The sequence below is a fragment of the Streptomyces sp. SAI-127 genome, assembly GCF_029894425.1.
In the GTDB taxonomy this organism is placed as follows: domain Bacteria; phylum Actinomycetota; class Actinomycetes; order Streptomycetales; family Streptomycetaceae; genus Streptomyces.
In genome coordinates, this window is sequence record NZ_JARXYJ010000001.1 from 6,240,512 (window position 1) to 6,257,723 (window position 17,212).

The 17,212-nt window shown below is 70.3% G+C and carries 12 protein-coding genes; 3 read left to right on the forward strand and 9 right to left on the reverse strand.

All coding sequences use genetic code 11. The annotated features are described in order from the left end of the window. Nucleotides 1-46: 46 nt before the first annotated feature. Complete coding sequence (locus M2157_RS28860; RefSeq protein ID WP_280866631.1) at nucleotides 47-1,075, forward strand: glycosyltransferase family 2 protein; 1,029 nt, start codon at nucleotides 47-49, stop codon at nucleotides 1,073-1,075. Nucleotides 1,076-1,081: 6 nt separating this feature from the next. Here M2157_RS28860 and M2157_RS28865 read toward each other — a convergent pair whose 3' ends face one another. From M2157_RS28865 to M2157_RS28890, 6 genes are all read right to left on the reverse strand, one after another. Beyond that, nucleotides 1,082-2,623: an LCP family protein gene (locus M2157_RS28865; RefSeq protein WP_280868288.1), complete on the reverse strand. Its 1,542-nt coding sequence runs from the start codon at nucleotides 2,621-2,623 to the stop codon at nucleotides 1,082-1,084. Between the two features lie 153 nt (nucleotides 2,624-2,776). Then, on the reverse strand, nucleotides 2,777-4,510 hold the full coding sequence (locus M2157_RS28870) for an LCP family protein (RefSeq protein WP_280858081.1): 1,734 nt from the start codon (nucleotides 4,508-4,510) through the stop codon (nucleotides 2,777-2,779). 160 nt (nucleotides 4,511-4,670) lie between these two features. Further along, complete coding sequence (locus M2157_RS28875; RefSeq protein ID WP_280866632.1) at nucleotides 4,671-6,272, reverse strand: LCP family protein; 1,602 nt, start codon at nucleotides 6,270-6,272, stop codon at nucleotides 4,671-4,673. A gap of 98 nt (nucleotides 6,273-6,370) precedes the next feature. Continuing rightward, nucleotides 6,371-8,116, reverse strand: coding sequence for an LCP family protein (locus tag M2157_RS28880; protein ID WP_280866633.1), 1,746 nt, complete (start codon nucleotides 8,114-8,116; stop codon nucleotides 6,371-6,373). 153 nt (nucleotides 8,117-8,269) lie between these two features. Further along, complete coding sequence (locus M2157_RS28885; protein ID WP_280858078.1) at nucleotides 8,270-9,454, reverse strand: LCP family protein; 1,185 nt, start codon at nucleotides 9,452-9,454, stop codon at nucleotides 8,270-8,272. 119 nt (nucleotides 9,455-9,573) lie between these two features. Then, on the reverse strand, nucleotides 9,574-10,308 hold the full coding sequence (locus M2157_RS28890; RefSeq protein WP_280858077.1) for a TIGR03089 family protein: 735 nt from the start codon (nucleotides 10,306-10,308) through the stop codon (nucleotides 9,574-9,576). A gap of 129 nt (nucleotides 10,309-10,437) precedes the next feature. On the opposite strand from M2157_RS28890, the gene M2157_RS28895 reads away from it, so the two are divergent. Together M2157_RS28895 and M2157_RS28900 are read left to right on the forward strand one after the other, a co-directional pair. Continuing rightward, a complete protein-coding gene (locus tag M2157_RS28895; protein WP_280858076.1) occupies nucleotides 10,438-11,910 on the forward strand; it encodes a peptidoglycan recognition protein in 1,473 nt (490 codons plus the stop codon). A gap of 162 nt (nucleotides 11,911-12,072) precedes the next feature. After that, nucleotides 12,073-13,155, forward strand: coding sequence for an NDP-sugar synthase (locus M2157_RS28900; RefSeq protein ID WP_280858075.1), 1,083 nt, complete (start codon nucleotides 12,073-12,075; stop codon nucleotides 13,153-13,155). Between the two features lie 215 nt (nucleotides 13,156-13,370). Here the strand turns inward: M2157_RS28900 and M2157_RS28905 are convergent, their stop codons facing one another. The 3 genes from M2157_RS28905 to cofD all read right to left on the reverse strand — a co-directional run bounded on the left by M2157_RS28905 (nucleotide 13,371) and on the right by cofD (nucleotide 17,198). Further along, complete coding sequence (locus M2157_RS28905) at nucleotides 13,371-14,378, reverse strand: DNA-3-methyladenine glycosylase 2 family protein (protein WP_280858074.1); 1,008 nt, start codon at nucleotides 14,376-14,378, stop codon at nucleotides 13,371-13,373. A 97-nt stretch (nucleotides 14,379-14,475) separates the two neighbouring features. Continuing rightward, complete coding sequence (locus M2157_RS28910; RefSeq protein WP_280868289.1) at nucleotides 14,476-15,921, reverse strand: coenzyme F420-0:L-glutamate ligase; 1,446 nt, start codon at nucleotides 15,919-15,921, stop codon at nucleotides 14,476-14,478. Between the two features lie 317 nt (nucleotides 15,922-16,238). Beyond that, the gene (gene cofD, locus M2157_RS28915) at nucleotides 16,239-17,198 is read right to left on the reverse strand and encodes a 2-phospho-L-lactate transferase (protein ID WP_280858073.1); all 960 of its coding nucleotides are present in this window, start codon (nucleotides 17,196-17,198) and stop codon (nucleotides 16,239-16,241) included. Nucleotides 17,199-17,212: the final 14 nt, after the last annotated feature.

Genomic DNA, 17,212 nt, shown 5'->3' on the forward strand with positions numbered 1-17,212 from the left:
GGCGGGGCGCGGCGGTGTCCCCCGTTCGCGGTAACGTGAGCCCCCTATGAACGCCAAGCCCGACGTGCAGCTCCCCGCCGTATCTGTGATCATGCCCGTCCTCGACGAGGAGCGGCATCTGCGCGGAGCCGTCCAAGCGATCCTCGCGCAGGAGTACGCCGGCGAGATGGAGGTCGTGATCGCCCTCGGTCCGTCCACGGACCGCACGGACGAGATCGCGGCCCAGCTCGTGGCAGAGGACTCCCGCGTCCACACCGTCCCGAACCCCACCGGCCGCACCCCCGCCGCCCTCAACGCCGCGATCAAGGCCTCCCGCCACCCGATCGTCGTCCGCGTCGACGGGCACGGCATGCTCTCGCCGAACTACATCGCGACCGCTGTACGGCTCCTGGAGGAGACCGGCGCGCAGAACGTCGGCGGCATCATGCACGCCGAGGGCGAGAACGACTGGGAGCGCGCGGTCGCCGCCGCGATGACCTCGAAGATAGGTGTGGGCAACGCCGCCTTCCACACCGGTGGCGAGGCGCAGGCGGCCGAGACCGTCTATCTCGGTGTCTTCCGGCGCGAGGCGCTGGAGCAACAGGGCGGCTACAACGAGGAGTTCATCCGCGCCCAGGACTGGGAGCTCAACTTCCGGATCCGTGAGGCGGGCGGGCTGATCTGGTTCTCGCCGGAGCTCAGGGTGTCGTACCGCCCGAGGCCGAGCGTGAAGGCCCTCGCCAAGCAGTACAAGGACTACGGCCGCTGGCGGCACGTCGTCGCCCGCTACCACGAGGGCTCCATCAACCTGCGCTACCTCGCCCCGCCGACGGCGGTGTGCGCGATCGCGGCCGGGATCGTGGTCGGTGCCGCGCTGACCCCGCTCGGTTTCGTCGTCCCCGGCGGCTACCTCGCGGCGATCGTCCTCGGCTCGCTGCCCGCGGGCAAGGGGCTCCCCCTGAAGGCACGGCTCCAGATCCCTGTGGCGCTCGCCACCATGCACATGTGCTGGGGCTACGGCTTCCTGACCAGCCCGCGCTCGCTGGCCAGGCGGGTCATCGCCTCGCGGCGGCCCGCGGTGCCGAACAAGGTGTGAGTCGCATCACCAGGTGAACCCCGGGTTGACGTGCATGCAGGCCGAGTCGTCCGCCCCGTTGAGGGCCTCAGCCGTCTTCGGGGTGGTGTTGTCCTCCTTGGCAGCCTTGTACGTCGTACCCTCGCGCCAGTCCGCTCCCACGACGAGCGTGACCCCGGAGACATCGGTCGACTTCTTCACCGAACTCATCGGAATGCCCAGGGACTTGGCGACCGCCTGGGCGTCGCCCTCCAACTCGGCGCTCGGGTAGCGCACGAGCGTCGTCGCCTCGCTCAGGGACCCCGTCCGGTCGGAGACCGCCTTGTCGTAGCCCTTCTCCACCAGCAGCCCGGCCACCGTGCTCGCGCGGCCGCCCGCCGCGGCCAGGGTGTCGGTGCGGGTGCCGTTCTGGACCAGGACCCCGATCTCGTCCTTCGCGGCGGCCGGGTCGCCGGAGGCCGCATCGGCCTTCTCGGCGGTCGCCTTCTTCGCGTCCTTGCCGTCCAGCGCGATGTCCTCGCGCACCAGCCGGAAGAGCTGCTCGGCGTCCTCGGTGGGCTCCACCCGGGCGCCCACGTACCGGTTGGGCATCGTGGTCATGGTGATGCGCTTCGGCTCGACCTTCCGCAGCTCGTTGCTGAGGTCGTAGAGCTTCTTCACGGTGCCGAGCCCGGAGTCGACCGTGATCGCCCTCGTGGCCTGCTCGGCGAGCCTGCGCAGCTTGTTCGGGCTGCTCAGGGTGGCGTTGGCGCGCAGCTCGCGGACCATCGAGTTCATGTACATGTGCTGGGCCTTGGCGCGGGCCAGGTCGCTGCCGTCCTCGAAGCCGTAGCGGGTGCGCAGCCACTGCAGGGCCTGCTCGCCCTTGATGGAGGTGGTGCCCTTCTCCAGCTTCAGGCCGGAGCCGTGCCCCTGGCTGTCCCGCGAGTGGATGTTGGCGTCCACGCAGACCGGGACGCCGCCGATGGCGTCGGCCATGGACACCACGCCCGAGAAGTCGACCATCATGAAGTGGTCGATGTGGATACCGGTGAGCTCCTGCCAGGTGGCCACCGTGCAGCCCGGGCCGCCGTGGCCGAGGCTCTGGTTGGTCATCGTCCGGCCGTTGCTCGCCTCGTACACCTTGCCGTCGTCCGGATCCGTGCACTTGGGGATCTTCACGAGGGTGTCGCGCGGCATGCTGACGACCGAGAGGTTGCTGCGGTCGGCGGACAGGTGCAGCAGCATCTGCACGTCCGCGAGCGGAGTGGAGCCGAACGTCTCCTTGGCGCCGCCCAGCTTCTGGTTCTCCTCGTTGTCCCGCGCGTCGGAACCGATGATCAGGATGTTCAGCGGGGTCTGGCCCGCCGCGTTCGGTGTCGGCTCGGCGACCTTGTTGTCGCCCAGGTTCAGGTCGTCCTGCTCGATGTTGGAGTTCAGGTGCCGGTAGTAGAGGTAGCCGGTCCCGGCCACCGCGAGTATCAGCACCGCGAGCGTCGTCGCGGACCATCGGAGCATCCGGTGCTTGCGCGGCGCCCTCCGGCTGCCGTGCCCGGACTCCGCCTCGGTCCCCGGCGCGACTTCCTGCACGCTGTATTGCGTTGTCAACGTTTCCGTCCTCCCCACCCACCCCACCGGACCCGCACGCCATGCGACGGGCCCGCCGCACGTCTTAGACATACGACGGGCCCGTGAGGTTGCCCTACGAAGCTGTGTGAGACCTGGGTCCTGCCCCGGGGGACCTCAACTCGCGCACTGCGCCTTGTCCGCCGTGGACTTGTCCACGCCCGGTGCGGCCGCCGCGGAGGAGCTGAGCTTCACGCCCGCGCCCTTGAAGTCCTTGCCCAGGGTGAGGGTCATGGCCGGCAGGCCCTGAGAGTTGGTGACGCTCTTGCCCGGCTTCATCGCCGAGCCGGAGAGCCCCATGATGTCCGCGAGCCTGCGCGCCTGGTCGGCCTGGTCGGGGGCGTACTCCAGGGTCGTCTTCGCCAGCGTCACCTCGGCGTTGCCCGCGTTCTCGGACTTGGTCACGCCCTCCTCGGTCTGGAGCCAGGAGAGCTGCTGCTGCGCACTGCCCCCCGCCGCACCGCCGTTGAGGATGCGCACGCGGACGTCGGACGCGGCGGACTTGGTGCCCTTGAGCCGGGCCGCGACCTCCGCCTTCTCCTTCTTCTCCTGCTTCTTGACCTCGGTGAAGGAGACGTCGTTCTTGATCGCGTCGAAAATGGCGGGGGCTCGCGTCTCTTCGACGACCACCGTCGCCTTGACCGTCTCGGCGGGATTGTCCTTGACCGGGATCGTCATGAAGCTGATGTTCTTCGTCGGCACCTTCTTCAGCTCCAGAGCGATGTCCTTGAGCGTGCCGACCTTGCCGATCGCCTTGTCCACGGTCAGCGCGTTGGTCGCGGCCTCCGCCAGCTTCAGCAGCTTGGCGGGGTTGGTGAGGGTGTCGCCGGAGGTCATCTTGCGCATCAGCGAGCCCAGGAACTGCTGCTGCACCTTGATCCGGTCCAGGTCGCCCTCGTTGCCGAAGGCGTGCCGGGTGCGCACGAAGGCGAGGGCCCGCTCGCCCTCCACCTTCGACTTGCCGGCGGGCAGGACGAGCTTCGACTTCTTGTCGTTGACGGCGTTCTCCACACAGACCTCGACCCCGTCCACCGCCGTGGTCAGGGTCTTCACCGCGTTGAAGTCGGCCATCACGAAGTGGTCGGGCTTGATGCCGGTGGCCGCCTCGACCGTGCGCATCGTGCAGCCGGCGTCCCGGCCGCTCTCCCCGAGGCTCCTGTTGAAGCGGACGTCCTCCTGCCCCGCGACGACCTTCTGGGAGCCGTCCTCCTGCTTGGTCTCGCAGTCCGGTATGTCGACGATCAGGTCGCGCGGGATGCTGAGCGCGGTCGCGTTCGTCCGGTCCTTGGCGACGTGCAGCAGGATGGTGGTGTCGGCGTGGCCCACGCTGCCCGCGTCGCCGTAGCCCTCGTTGCCCTCACCGGTGCGCTTGTCGGTGCCGATGATGAGGATGTTGAAGGCCTCGTCCTTGCTGAAGCTGCTCGCGGCCGCGTCACCGACGTCGGCGACGCCGACGTTGCCTTCCAGGTGCTTGAGGTAGAAGTAGCCCCCCGTGGCACCGGCGACCAGGACGAACGCCATCGTGCCGCCGGTCCACAGCAGGGCCTTCTTCGCCTTCGACTTCTGCTTGACCGGCCGCCGTCCGCGCCGCCCCGGCAGCGGCTCCTCGGGCGGTGCGCCCCGGCGCCTGCGCGGCGGCGGTACGTCCCGGCCGGGGGCCACGGGGGCGGTCGTACGACTGCCCGGTGCACCCATCCTGCTCGGCGAGGGCGCGGATCCACGCGGACCGGGAACGGCCGACCGCGGTGCGGAAGCACTCAGTCGCAGTTCGTATTCACCGGTGTTCGGATTGAGCACCCACTGGTCTGCGGGGTCGACGTCGTCCGCCCGCCCACGGCCTTGTGCGTCCACGGTTGTCCGAATCCTCCGTCAGGGCCACGCGGCGATCGCTGGATCGCTCACACTATCCGCCCGGTTGGGCCTTGAGCGACGTGAGTTGTTCCCGTGCCGATTCTGTAAGTATGTACGTACGCCCGGACCCTTCCGTTCGCCCCCCGGCCGTCGCGTTCGACTACCAGCGGTAGACCGAGTACACGTTCATGCACTGACCGGTGTCCGAGCCGTTGATGGAGTCCGAGTTGCCCGGCAGGTCACCGGCCTTGGCCTCGGACTGCTTCGGATACGCCGTCCCGGTACGCCAGTCGGCGCCCACGACGAGGGTGACCCCGGAGACATCGGTCGACTTCTTCACCGAACTCATGGGGATTCCCAGGGACTTGGCGATGCGCTGGGCGTCGCCCTGCAGGTCGGCGCTCGGGTAGCGCACGACCGTCCGGTCCTCGGAGAGGCCCGCCGTCGCGTCCTTGGACGCCTGCGAGAAACCTTTTTGCACGAGCTCCTCGGCGATCGTGCCGGCGCGTCCGCCCACCGGGCCGAGGGTGGCGGTCGCCGTCGCGTTCTGCACGAGGACGCCGATCTCGTCGTCCGGCGCGGAAGGGGGTTTGGTGGCCGCGACGGTCTTCTTCCCCTCCGAGGGCTTGCCCTTGTTGTCGAGGGACACGTCGTCGCGGAGCATCTCCCAGAGCTTGTCGGCGTTCGCGCCGTCGGGTACGACGTGCTCCTTGTTCTTCGGGTCCGGGACGTTCGGCATCGTCACCGAGGTGATGCGGTCCGTCGGCACCGACTTGAGCTGCATGCCCAGGTCGTAGAGCTTCTTGACCGAGCCGATCTCCTCGGACACCTTGAGGGACTTCGTGGCCGCCTCGGCGAGGCCCATCAGCCGCGGGGTGTCGGTGAAGACGTTCTGCCCCTTCAGCGTCCGGATCATCGAGTTCAGGTACATGTGCTGGGCCCTGGCCCGGATCAGGTCGCTGCCCCAGGCGTGCCGGGTGCGCAGCCACTGCAGGGCCTGCTTGCCCTGGACCTTGTGCGTGCCCTTCGTCATCTTCAGCCCGGATCCGCCGGGCACCTGGGCCGTCGGGCGGTCCCACACGTTCTGCTGGACACAGACGGAGACACCGCCGATGGCGTCAGCCATCCGCACCACGCCCGAGAAGTCGATCGTCATCCAGTGGTCGATGTAGACCCCGGTGAGGTTCTGCCAGGTGGCGAGCGTGCAGCCGGCGCCGCCGCGCGCCAGGGAGGTGTTGATGATGTCGGTGATCGGCGGGTATGTCTTCCCGGTGTCCGGGTCCGTGCACTTGGGGATGTCGACCCGGGTGTCGCGCGGGATGCTCACCATCGCGGCGCTCTTGCGGTCCGCGGACAGGTGGATGAGCATCTGCACATCGCCCAGCGGCGGGTTGCCGCGGTTGTCCCGGCTGCCGCCGAGCTTCACGTTCTCGTCGGAGTTACGGCTGTCCGAGCCGATCAGCAGGATGTTCAACGGCGTCTGCCCGGCCGCGTTGGCCTCGGCCTTGTGCGCCTTGGAGTCACCGCTGCTGCGCTCCCCCTTGCGGATGTTGCTGTTCAGATGCTGGTAGTAGAGGTATCCCGCGCCGGCGCTGCCGAGTATCAGCACGGCGAGTGTGGCCGCCGACCATCTGAGCACCCGGTGCTTGCGCCGGGCCCTGGCCCGCCGCCGCCCGCGCCGTCCGGGTCTGTCAGGACCGGGCCCCTCGGCGGGCCGCACATCCGGCCGCGCCCCCTCCTCGTACACACTGCTGCGCCCCATCCCCTGTCTCCCCACCCTCACGCAGAACGAACGAAAAGACCTGCCGTACGACTGGTTAGACGCACGACAGGCCTCTTAGGTCACCGCAGAGCCGGCTCTCACTTGGCGCACTCGACCTTGTCGGCCGTGGACTGCTGCACCCCCTCGGGTGCCTTCGTCGCCGTGGTGAACGACACTCCGGCGCCCTTGAAGTCCTTGCCGAGGGTGAGGGTCATGGTGGGCAGGCCCTGGGAGTTGATGACGCTCTTGCCGGGCTTCAGCTGGGCCCCGGACAGGCCCATGATGTCCGCGAGCCTGCGTGCCTGGTCGGCCTGGTCGGGGGCGTACTCCAGCGTGGTCCTGCTCAGCGCCGCGTCCGCGTTGCCCGCGTTCTCCGACTTCAGTACGCCCTCTTCGTTCTGCAGGTACTCCAGCTCGGCCTGTGCGCTGCCCGCCGCCGCACCGCCGTTGAGGATGCGCACCCGCACCTCGGACGCGGCCGACTTGGTGCCCTTGAGCCGGGCCGCCTCCTCGGCCGCCTCGGCGCTCTTGGACGCGCTGGCCTTCTTCTTGACCTCGGTGAAGGACACGTCGTTCTTGATCATGTCGAAGACGGTGGGAGCCGTCGCGTCGTTGAGAACGACCGTCGCCTTCACCTTCTCCGTCGGGTTGTCGACGACCGGCACCGTCGTGAACGTCAGGTTCTTCACGTTCAGCTTGCCCAGTTCCAGACCGAGGTCCTTCAGCTTGCCGATGCTGTCGAGGTTGGAGTCGACGGTCAGCGCCTTGGTGCCCGCCTCCGCCAGCTTGATCATCTTCGTCGGGTCGGTGAGCGTGTCGTTCGACTTCAGCTTGCGCATCAGCGCGCTCAGGAACTGCTGCTGGAGCGTGATCCGGCTCAGGTCACCACCGAAGCCGACCGAGTGCCGGGTGCGCACGAAGGCGAGGGCCTGCTCGCCCGAGATGGTGTGCGTGCCCTTCGACAGCTTGAGCTTGGAGTCCTCGTCGTCGATGTCCTTGGCCAGACAGATCTCGACCCCGCCGACCGCCGTGGTCAGCGTCTTGACCGCGTTGAAGTCGGCCACCATGAAGTTGTCGGCCTGGATCCCGGTGAGTTCGGTGACGGTCCGCACCGTGCAGCTGGGCGTCCGTTCGTCCTGGCCCAGGCTCGTGTTGAAGCGGACGTCGTCCGTGCCCGGGATGACCTTGGTGCTGCCGTCCTCCTGCTTGGTCTCGCAGTCGGGGACGTCCACGATCAGGTCGCGCGGGATGCTCAGCGCGGTCGCGTTCGTACGGTCCTTGGAGACGTGCAACAGGATCGTGGTGTCCGCGTGCCCGACGCTGTTCTTGTCGCCGTAGCTCCCGTTGCCCGCGCCGGTGCGCTTGTCGGTGCCGATCAGCAGGATGTTGATCGCCTTGTCCGACTGGAAGCCGCCGGTGCTCGCACCGTCGTCGGAGACGGAGGTGATGTTGCCGTTCAGGTGCCGGATGTAGAGATAGCCGCCGCCCGCCGCCGCGACCAGCACGAACGCCATCGCGCCGCCGGTCCACAGCAGGGCCTTCTTCGCCTTCGACTTCTGCTTGACCGGCCGGCGCCCACGGCGCCCCGGCAGCGGCTCCTCGGGCGGCGCGCCCCGCCGCCTGCGCGGCGGCGGCACCCCACGGCCCGGCGCCACGGGAGTGGCCGTACGACCGGCGGGTGCGCCCACCCTGCTCGGGGAGGGCGCGGATCTACGGGGACCGGGAATACCCGACTGCGGTGCGGAAGGGGTCAGTCGCAGTTCGTATTCACCGGTGTGCGGGTTGAGTACCCACTGGTCTGCGGGGTCGATGTCGCCCGCCCGCCCACGGCCTTGTGCGTCCACGGTTGCTGAATCCTCCGTCGGCCGGATGCACCGGAGCGCTCACACTAGCCGTCCGATTCGCCGACAGGTTACGACGGTGACAAATTCCACGCCCCTACAACCGGGCAATCCGCCCATTTGCTCGGACACCGGTTCGCCGCCTTGGGAAACGCTTTACCCGCAGCTGTCCTCGGCGGCCGTGTTGCCGCGGAAGGTGGGCGCCCCGCCCTCCTTCTCGGATTCTCCATAAGGTTCTTCGTCATGAGAATGTTCTGAAAACCTCGGGGCTTTCTCCGTCACCTTCACCGGCGCATCCTTGCGCAACCGTTCGAAAAGCCGCCGGGCCTCGGGTTCCGCGAGTTGATCACGATTGGCGTCGTTGACGTACGGCTCTCGCGGCACGGTAAGGAATTGCACACGCTCCGTGGGGATGTGCCGCAGGCCGCGCACGAGTTCGTACAGCCCGCGCAGACTCGCCAGATCGGGATCGGTGGTGAGTGAGGAAGTCGCCGCGTCCAGTACCGGATAGAGCTTCACCGGATTCAGCAGTACGTCATTGCTCTGCACCTTGTGGACGAGCGCCCCGAGAAAACGTTGCTGACGGTCCATCCGCTCGGTGTCGCTGCCGTCGCCGAGGGACTTGCGGGCCCGCACATAGCCGAGCGCCTCCTCGCCGTCCAGCGTCACCCGCCCCGCCGGAAGCCGCAGCCTGGCCGCCTTGTCGTTGATCGGTTCGTCGAGACAGACGGTCACTCCGTCGACGGCGTCCACCATGTCCTTGAAGCCGTGGAAGTCGACGACCATGTGGTGGTCCACGCGAATGTTCGTGAGTTTCTCGACGGTTCGGATCGTGCAGGCCGAACCGCCCTTCTGAAAGGCGCTGTTGAACATCGTGAACACGGCCTCGCCACGGGTCCCGTCCGACCCCAGACAGGCCGGCACCTCCACCATCAGGTCCCGCGGCAGCGACACGGCCGTCGCGGTGCGTCGCCCGGCGGCCAGATGCAACAGGATCGTGGTGTCCGACCGCTCGGTCCCCGAGTCCCGCCCGTACCGCGCGTTCTCGTCCCCCGACCGTGAGTCGGACCCGATCAGCAGAATGTTCTGCGCGTCCTTGACGAGCGAGGTGGGCCGCTCCTTCTCGTACCGGGCGAGCTCGGCGGCGGCCGCGTCGTCCGCGGTGATGTTCCCGTCGAGCTTGGCGTAGAGGGCCCATCCGGCACCGGCGGTGGCCGTGACGGCCACGGCGGCGGCGAGCCCCGCACCGCCCAGCCACCGCCGCCGACGCCGGCGTATGAGCCCTTCACCACCGGCCGACGCCCCGAGGCCGGGTCCGAGGGCGCGAGCGCTGTCGGTCACGAGTCGGCCCACCCCTCATGGCGTACGAATCTGTACTTACGACCATGACGCGGACCGGTGTCCGGGGGCGGCCGGTACTGCTCCACTCGGGTGACCGCACCCGGCGTGCAACCGCCCGGTCAGCGACGAACAGCCGTGACCCGCTCACTCTCGATCCGCTTGGCGAGCCCCTCCTCGCCCAACCGCTCCAGATGACGGCACAACACCACGGACCCCCCGGTGGCGAGCGCTCCGTACAACCCGGCGTTCAACCCGTCCCATGTGTCGTACGGCAACCCCGACAACACGCGATCCCCCGTCCCCTCGGCCCGGGCCCGCTCGACGACCTCCGCCGCGCTGAACTCCCGCCCCGCGACGATCAACGCGGGCTCGTCAGGCTCCACCGGAGCGAACGGAACAAACCGGTCACCCTGTCCCGGCACCTCCACGGCGTAGTCCACGAAGCCGTCCGGCGTCTGCGGGAAGCGCCCGCCCAGCGGCCGCAGGGCCAACGCGATCCGCTCCCCGGAACACGCCCGCGCCGCCTCCAGTGTGTCCGGCCCGCTCACGACCACGTCGGCCGCGGCCGGATCTCCGCCGACATCCGCGATCACCCCTACCGACGCGCAGGCCAGCAACCACACCGCCGTCTGCCAGTGCGCGGGCAGCAACAGCGTCACCCGGTCACCGGGCGCCGCGGCGAGGTCGCCCTGGAGGAGGTTCGAGGTCTTGGCCACCCAATTGGCGAAGGTGGCCACGGACAATTCGACACGTTCGCCCGTGGCGTCGTCGTAGAAGGTCACCAGGGGGCGTGCAGGATCCGCGGCGAGCGCGGAACGCAGCAGGTCGGCGGGGGTGCGATCGGTGGCGTTCATCCGCAGAAGCCTACGCGGGCACGCGGCTCGACACCCCCGCGCGGGGCCACCGGTTCGGCGCAACAACACCCGACGGTCCGTCAGTTTCCCGATGGACAGATTTATATGACTATGTCCAGGATCGGGAGCATGCGTGGACTACTTGCTTCCTCGGTCGGCGTCACCTGTGCGGCCGCCCTCGCCCTGCCCCTCACCTCGCCCGCGGTCGCGGCGAGACCGGTGTCCCCGGCGGCCGTGAGACCGGCGTCGGGCGCGGAAGCCCTCGGCAGCACCCAGTCGCTGCCCCTCGCGCCCCTCGCCTCCCGCGACTTCACCCTCGCCCCGGCCGACGAACAGGGCCTGCCCCGCCGGGACGTACGGCACTTCTCCCTCGCAGGCGTGATCTGGGACGACCCGGACATCGAGCTGCATGGCCGCGTCCAGATCCGCACCCGTGCGGTCGGCACCGACACCTGGTCCGGCTGGCAGGACCTGGAGACCCACAACGACGACACCGCCGACCCCGACACGGCCGAGCGCACGTCCGGCCGCGTCCACGGTGCGACGGCACCGCTGTGGGTGGGCGACTCGGACGGCGTGGAGGTGAGGGTCCGAGCCGAAGCCGACCACCGGACCGAGGACATGGCCCGCGGCTCCCGTACGGCGACCACGACCGCTCCTCTCCCGGCGGGGCTGCGTCTGGAACTGGTGGACCCGGGGGACAGCGCACCGGAGTCCGCCCGGCAGGAAGCCGCGGCGGCCGGCGCCTCCCACCGCGCCGTCGCACTTCGCTCCACCCCCACCCCCGAACCGGCGGAGGATCCCGCCGCGACGGACGCGTCCGACCCCACCGCCGAACCGGCCGAGGATCCCGCCGCCATGGACGCGTCCGCCGCCAACGCCGGTCTGGCCGCTCCCGGCGCCATCGAGATCCCGGCGCTGAACCGGCAGCAGACCGAACAGGAGCTGTTCGCCCTGCGCGCGGGGGAGTTGACGGAACGGCAGCGGACGAAGCCGTACATCGGACCGCGCCCGCGCATCATCACCCGGCGCGGCTGGGGCGCCGACGAGAGGCTGCGCGAGCGGAAGTTCGTCTACACGAAGAAGTCCAAGGCGGCCTTCGTGCACCACACGGCGTCCGGCAACGGGTACCGCTGTACGCAGGCGCCCTCGCTCATTCGCGGTATCTACCGCTACCACGTCAAGAGCAGGGGCTGGCGCGACATCGGCTACAACTTCCTCGTCGACAAGTGCGGAAACATCTACGAGGGCCGGGCGGGCGGCGTGGCGAAGCCGGTCCTCGGCGCCCACACCCTCGGCTTCAACACCAACAGCGTGGGGATCGCCGTCCTCGGCAGCTACGGTTCCAAGAAGCCGCCCGCCGCCGTGACGCGGGCCATCGCACGGCTCACCGCGTGGAAGCTCGGCCTGTACGGCGCGAACCCGAAGGGGAAGACGTATCTGAAGTCGGGCGGTGGCAACCGCTATCCGAAGGGTAGGAAGGTACGACTGAACGTGATCTCCGGCCATCGGGACGGCTTCGTCACGGAGTGCCCCGGACGGCAGCTCTACCGCAAACTCGGGTCCACCCGCACGACAGCTGCCCGTCTCCAAGGTCGTTGACGGTCGCTGAGGACCGAAGAGAGTTCGTACCACCCGTTTCACCGCCGTCGGGGGGCAGGCGCGAATGCCGCACGGCCGCCGAAGGTGCCGCACAACGGTCTGCATACACTGGCCGGTCGAAAGACAGTTCGGGCCGGTCCCGGCAGGAAGCGGAGACAACAGGTGACAGAAGCGATCCTCCTGGTCGGCGGCAAGGGCACACGGCTGCGACCCCTCACGGTCCACACCCCGAAGCCCATGGTCCGCGCGGCCGGTGTCCCCTTCCTCACGCACCAGCTGGCCAGAGCGAGAGCGGCGGGCGTCGACCACATCGTCCTCGCGACGAGCTATCTCGCGGAGGTCTTCGAACCGCACTTCGGCGACGGCTCCTCCCTTGGGCTTCACCTCGAGTACGTCACCGAGGTGGAGCCCCTCGGCACGGGCGGCGCGATCCGCAACGTGGCCGCCCGGCTGCACTCCGCCCCCGACGAGCCGGTCCTGGTCTTCAACGGCGACATCCTGACGGGCCTGGACATCAGGGCGCTGGTGCGCACGCACGAGACAACGGGCGCGGACGTCTCCCTGCACCTCACGAAGGTGACGGACCCGCGGGCCTACGGACTGGTCCCCACGGACGAGACGGGCAGGGTCCTGGCGTTCCTGGAGAAGCCCCAGACCCCGGAGGAGATCGTCACCGACCAGATCAACGCGGGGGCGTACGTCTTCCGCCGCTCGGTGATCGACGCGATCCCGGGGGGCCGCCCGGTCTCGGTGGAGCGCGAGACCTTCCCCGAGCTCCTGTCGGCCGGAGCCCACCTCCAGGGCATGGTCGACTCGACGTACTGGCTGGACCTCGGCACCCCCGCCGCCTTCGTGCGCGGCTCGGCCGACCTGGTCCTGGGCAGGGCACCGTCCCCCGCGGTGCCCGGCCGCTGCGGCGACCGCCTGATACTCCCCACGGCCAGGGTCGCCCCCGACGCGAAACTGACCGGCGGCACGGTGGTCGGCGAGGGCGCGTACATCGCGGAAGGCGCCAGGGTCTCCGGCTCGACGATCCTTCCGGGCGCGGTGGTCGAACCGGGTGCCGTCATCACCGACTCCCTGATCGGCACCAGGGCCCGCGTGGGCGAACGCTCGATCCTCACCGGCACGGTCATCGGCGACGGCGCGATCATCGGCGCCGACAACGAACTGCGGGACGGCGCGCGAGTCTGGTGCGACGCGAAGATCCCCGCGGGAGCGGTCCGCTTCTCGTCGGACCAGTAGCGAACGCGTGTTGAGGACGGTCTGCCTCTGTCAGCCCGTCCGGCGTTTGAGGACGAGGCCCCTTCAGGGCCGACGGGGTCCGGGGCGGAGCCCCGGCGGGGGTGGAGGGGGCGGAGCCCCCTGGGCGGGGTCGAAGGGGCGGCAGCCCCTGGGGATGGGACGGGTAGGGGCGGCGGGGGCGAAAAACCGCCACGCCAACCCCACCCACCGCACCTTCACAACCGCCCGATATCCCCCCGGGTCATCCGCGGCGCCCGCCGCCCCGGAACCCGCCCACTCAACAGGATCAACCGAGCCGCCCGATGCCGCTGCCCCGCATACGGCTCCAGCAGCGACAACATCGCCGCATCGTCCGCATCCCGATCCCCCGCCAGCGCGAACCCCACGATCCCCGGCAGATGCAGATCCCCCACGGTCACCGCGTCCGCCGCCCCATGACTCCGCTGCACCACCTCCGCGGACGTCCACGGCCCCACCCCCGGCACCACCTCCAGCCGAGCCTGCGCAGCCGCCGGAGACATCCCCACCGCCTCCTCCAGCCGCGCAGCCACCCGCACAGCCCGCAGAATCGTCGAGGCCCGCTTGTTGTCCACCCCGGCCCGATGCCACTCCCACGACGGAATCAACGCCCACGTCCGGGGCGCCGGCATCACCCACAACCGCCCACCCGCCGCAGGCCCGGGCGCGGGCTCCCCGAACTTCCGCACCAGCAACCGCCACGCCCGATACGCCTCATCGGTCGTGACCTTCTGCTCCAGCACGGAAGGAATCAACGACTCCAGCACCAGCCCGGTCCGCGTCAGCCGCAGCCCCGGCCGCCGATGCCAGGAATGAGCCACCACCCGGTGCCGGGGCACGAAGACGGAAGGATCGTCCGCGGCGCCGAGCAGCTCCGGCAACCGCGACAGCAGCCACTCACCCCCGGGCCCCCACGCCTCACCGCGCACCTCACCGCCGTACACGCAAACCCGCAGGGTCCCTGGACCGACAGGCGTACGACTGGCCCGCCACACGGACCCGTCCGGAAGAGCCCGGAACGTGGGGTCCCCGGGCCCCCGCCTGAGCGCCCCGAGCACCAGCCCGAGATCGACGGGCCACCCCGGCGCCCACTTCCGCACCAGCGGTGCTTCCACCCGCGGCGCCTCCCGCCGCGCGGCGGGCACGACGACCTCCCCACCGCGCACGGTCGTACGCGTGGGCCGGGGAGCGAAACGTCCTGCCACGAATGAAGTCCTGGGGTACGAGAGGAACCGGAAGAAGCCCTACGAGACTAGGCGCAAGCCGAGGCCCACCACCGCACCTCGACGAAGCCGGCGCACATCACCGCACCTCGATGAAACTCCCCGCATCCCGATCCGGCCGGGGCCGAGGCTGCTCCGCCGGATGTCCCACGGCAACGGCCCCCATCGGATCCCAGTCCGCCGGCAGCCCCAGCACCTCCCGTACCTCCTCGCGGCAGAACATGGTGGACGACACCCACGCCGACCCCAGCCGCTCCCCGGCCAGCGCGACGAGGAAGTTCTGCACCCCGGCACCCGCGGCGACGACGAACATCTCCCGCTCGGCCGCGTCCCGCCGCACATCGCCGTAGGTGTGCGAGCCGTCCATCACCAGACACGGCACGACGAGATACGGCGCGTTGCGCAGCACGTCCCCGCGCCGCACCCGCTTGGCTATGGACTCCTCGGACTTCCCGTCCCGCCGCAGATCGGCGATCCAGGCGTCCCGCATGGCGTCCAGCAGCCCGGTCCGCGAGGCCTCGGACTCCAGCAGAACGAACCGCCACGGCGTCGTGTGATGCGGTGCCGGCGCGGTGACGGCCGCGGCGACGGCCCGTCGTACGGCTCCGGGGTCGACGGGCTCGTCCGTGAAGGCCCGTACGGTACGACGCTGGGTGACCGCCTCCCGGACGGCCTCCGAGGTCCCCAGCCGGAACATGTCGTCGCGCGCGTGACGCACCATGGCCCGCGCTCCCTCCCCGTGCTCCCCGGCCACGACGTGCGCCAGCCCGCGCACGACGGCGACGGGGAGACCTGCGGCCTTGCCCTTGACGAGATCACCGGCGGCGGCCAGTTCGTCGGCCGTCGCCACGACGGTCGCGCTGAGCGGATTGCCGTACGCGTCCGTGCCGCCCCGCAGATCGTCCAGCACCCGCACTCCGGCGGCGCCGATCGCGACATCGGTGAGCCCGGCGCGCCAGGGCCGCCCGAAGGTGTCGGTGACGAGGACCCCGACGTCGACCCCGAGGGCGTCCCGCAGCCCGTCCCGGATCGCCCGCGCCGACGCGTCGGGGTCCTCGGGCAGCAACAGCACGGTCCCCGAAGGGGTGTTGGAGGCGTCGACCCCGGCGGCGGCCATCACGAGCCCCTGCCGGTTCTCGACGATCCTGAGCGCCCCGCGCCGCGCCACGACCCGTACGGTCTCGGCATCGATCGCGGCCTCCCGGTCGCTCGCCTCGACGACCCGCCCCTCCGCCTTCGACACGATCTTCGAGGTGACGAGCAACACGTCCCCGTCGACGAGCCCCGGCTCGGCGGCGGCGATCAGCTTGGCAAGGTCGTCCCCCCGCGCGACCTCAGGCATACCGGCCACGGCCCACACACGGAAACCACCCCCCGCCGAGTCCTGCGCGGACTCGTGGCCGACCGGGTCCGTGGGGCCGTCTGCTGTCCCGTGACCGGACCCGCTCGTGGCGCTCCCAGCCGCTCCGTGACCGGACGGGTTCGCCGTGCCGTCTGCTGTCCCGTGGCCGGTCGGGTTCGCCACGCTGCTGCCCGCGGTCCCGCGCCCGGACTCGTCGGTCGTGTTGCCCGTTGTCCCGTGGCCGGTCTCGTCGGCTGTGTTGCCCGTCGTCCCGTGACCGGACCCGTCCGCCGTGCTGCCCGTCGACCCACGACCGGACCCGGTCACCGCGCCCCCCGCGACCCCGGACCGGCCGCTCGCGGCCGCTTCGTCGTTCACCGGCCCGCCGCCGGCGGCACGCGCGCTACCCCGGCTTCCGGCCACCCCTTCCGGAGCCGCGCGACCCCGGCTCCCGGCCACCGCTTCCCCCGAGCCCCGTGCCTCACCCGCCACCTCGCCGCTCAAGCTCCGCGCACCTCCTCCGCCAGCTCCAGCGCCTCCTGGGCCATCCGCGCGGTCGCGTCCAGGTCGGTCATCATCAGGGGTACGGCCCGGCAGCGGATGCCGGCCGACTCGATCCGGTCGACCGCTCCGGCGTCCACGGTGTCGACGAGCCAGCCGTCCAGCAGCCCCGAGCCGTAGTGCTCGGCGACGGCCGCGGCCGTGGACTCGACGCCGACCGCCGCCAGCACCTTGTCGGCCATGCCGCGCACGGGCGCGTCCCCGACGATGGGGGACAGGCCCACCACCGGCACCCCGGCCTCGGCGATCGCCTCGCGGATGCCGGGCACGGCGAGGATCGTGCCGACGGACACCACCGGGTTGGACGGCGGGAACAGCACGACGTCCGCCTCCGCGATCGCCTCCAGCACCCCCGGCGCCGGCTTGGACTGCTCCGCGCCCACCGGCACGACCGCGTGGGCCGGAACGGACGCCCGCAGCCGCACCCAGTACTCCTGGAAGTGAACGGCCTTGCGCTCACCGTCGATCTCCACGGCCACATGCGTCTCGACCCGGTCGTCGGTCATCGGGATCAACCGCACCCCCGGCTTCCACCGGTCGCACAGTGCCTCGGTCACCGCGCTCAGCGGATACCCGGCACCGATCATCTGCGTCCGCACGATGTGCGTGGCGAAGTCCCGGTCCCCGAGCCCGAACCACTCGGGTCCGACGCCGTACGCCGCGAGCTCCTCCTTGAGGTGGAAGGTCTCCTCGGCCCGCCCCCAGCCCTGCTCCTCGTTGATACCGCCGCCGAGCGTGTACATCACCGTGTCGAGGTCCGGGCAGACCTTCAGCCCGAAGAGGTGGATGTCGTCCCCGGTGTTACCGATGACCGTGATGTCCGCGTCCGGCGCGGCCTGCTTCAGACCACGCAGGAACCGGGCACCGCCGATGCCGCCTGCCAGAACCACAATGCGCATGGGAGCAAGTCTTA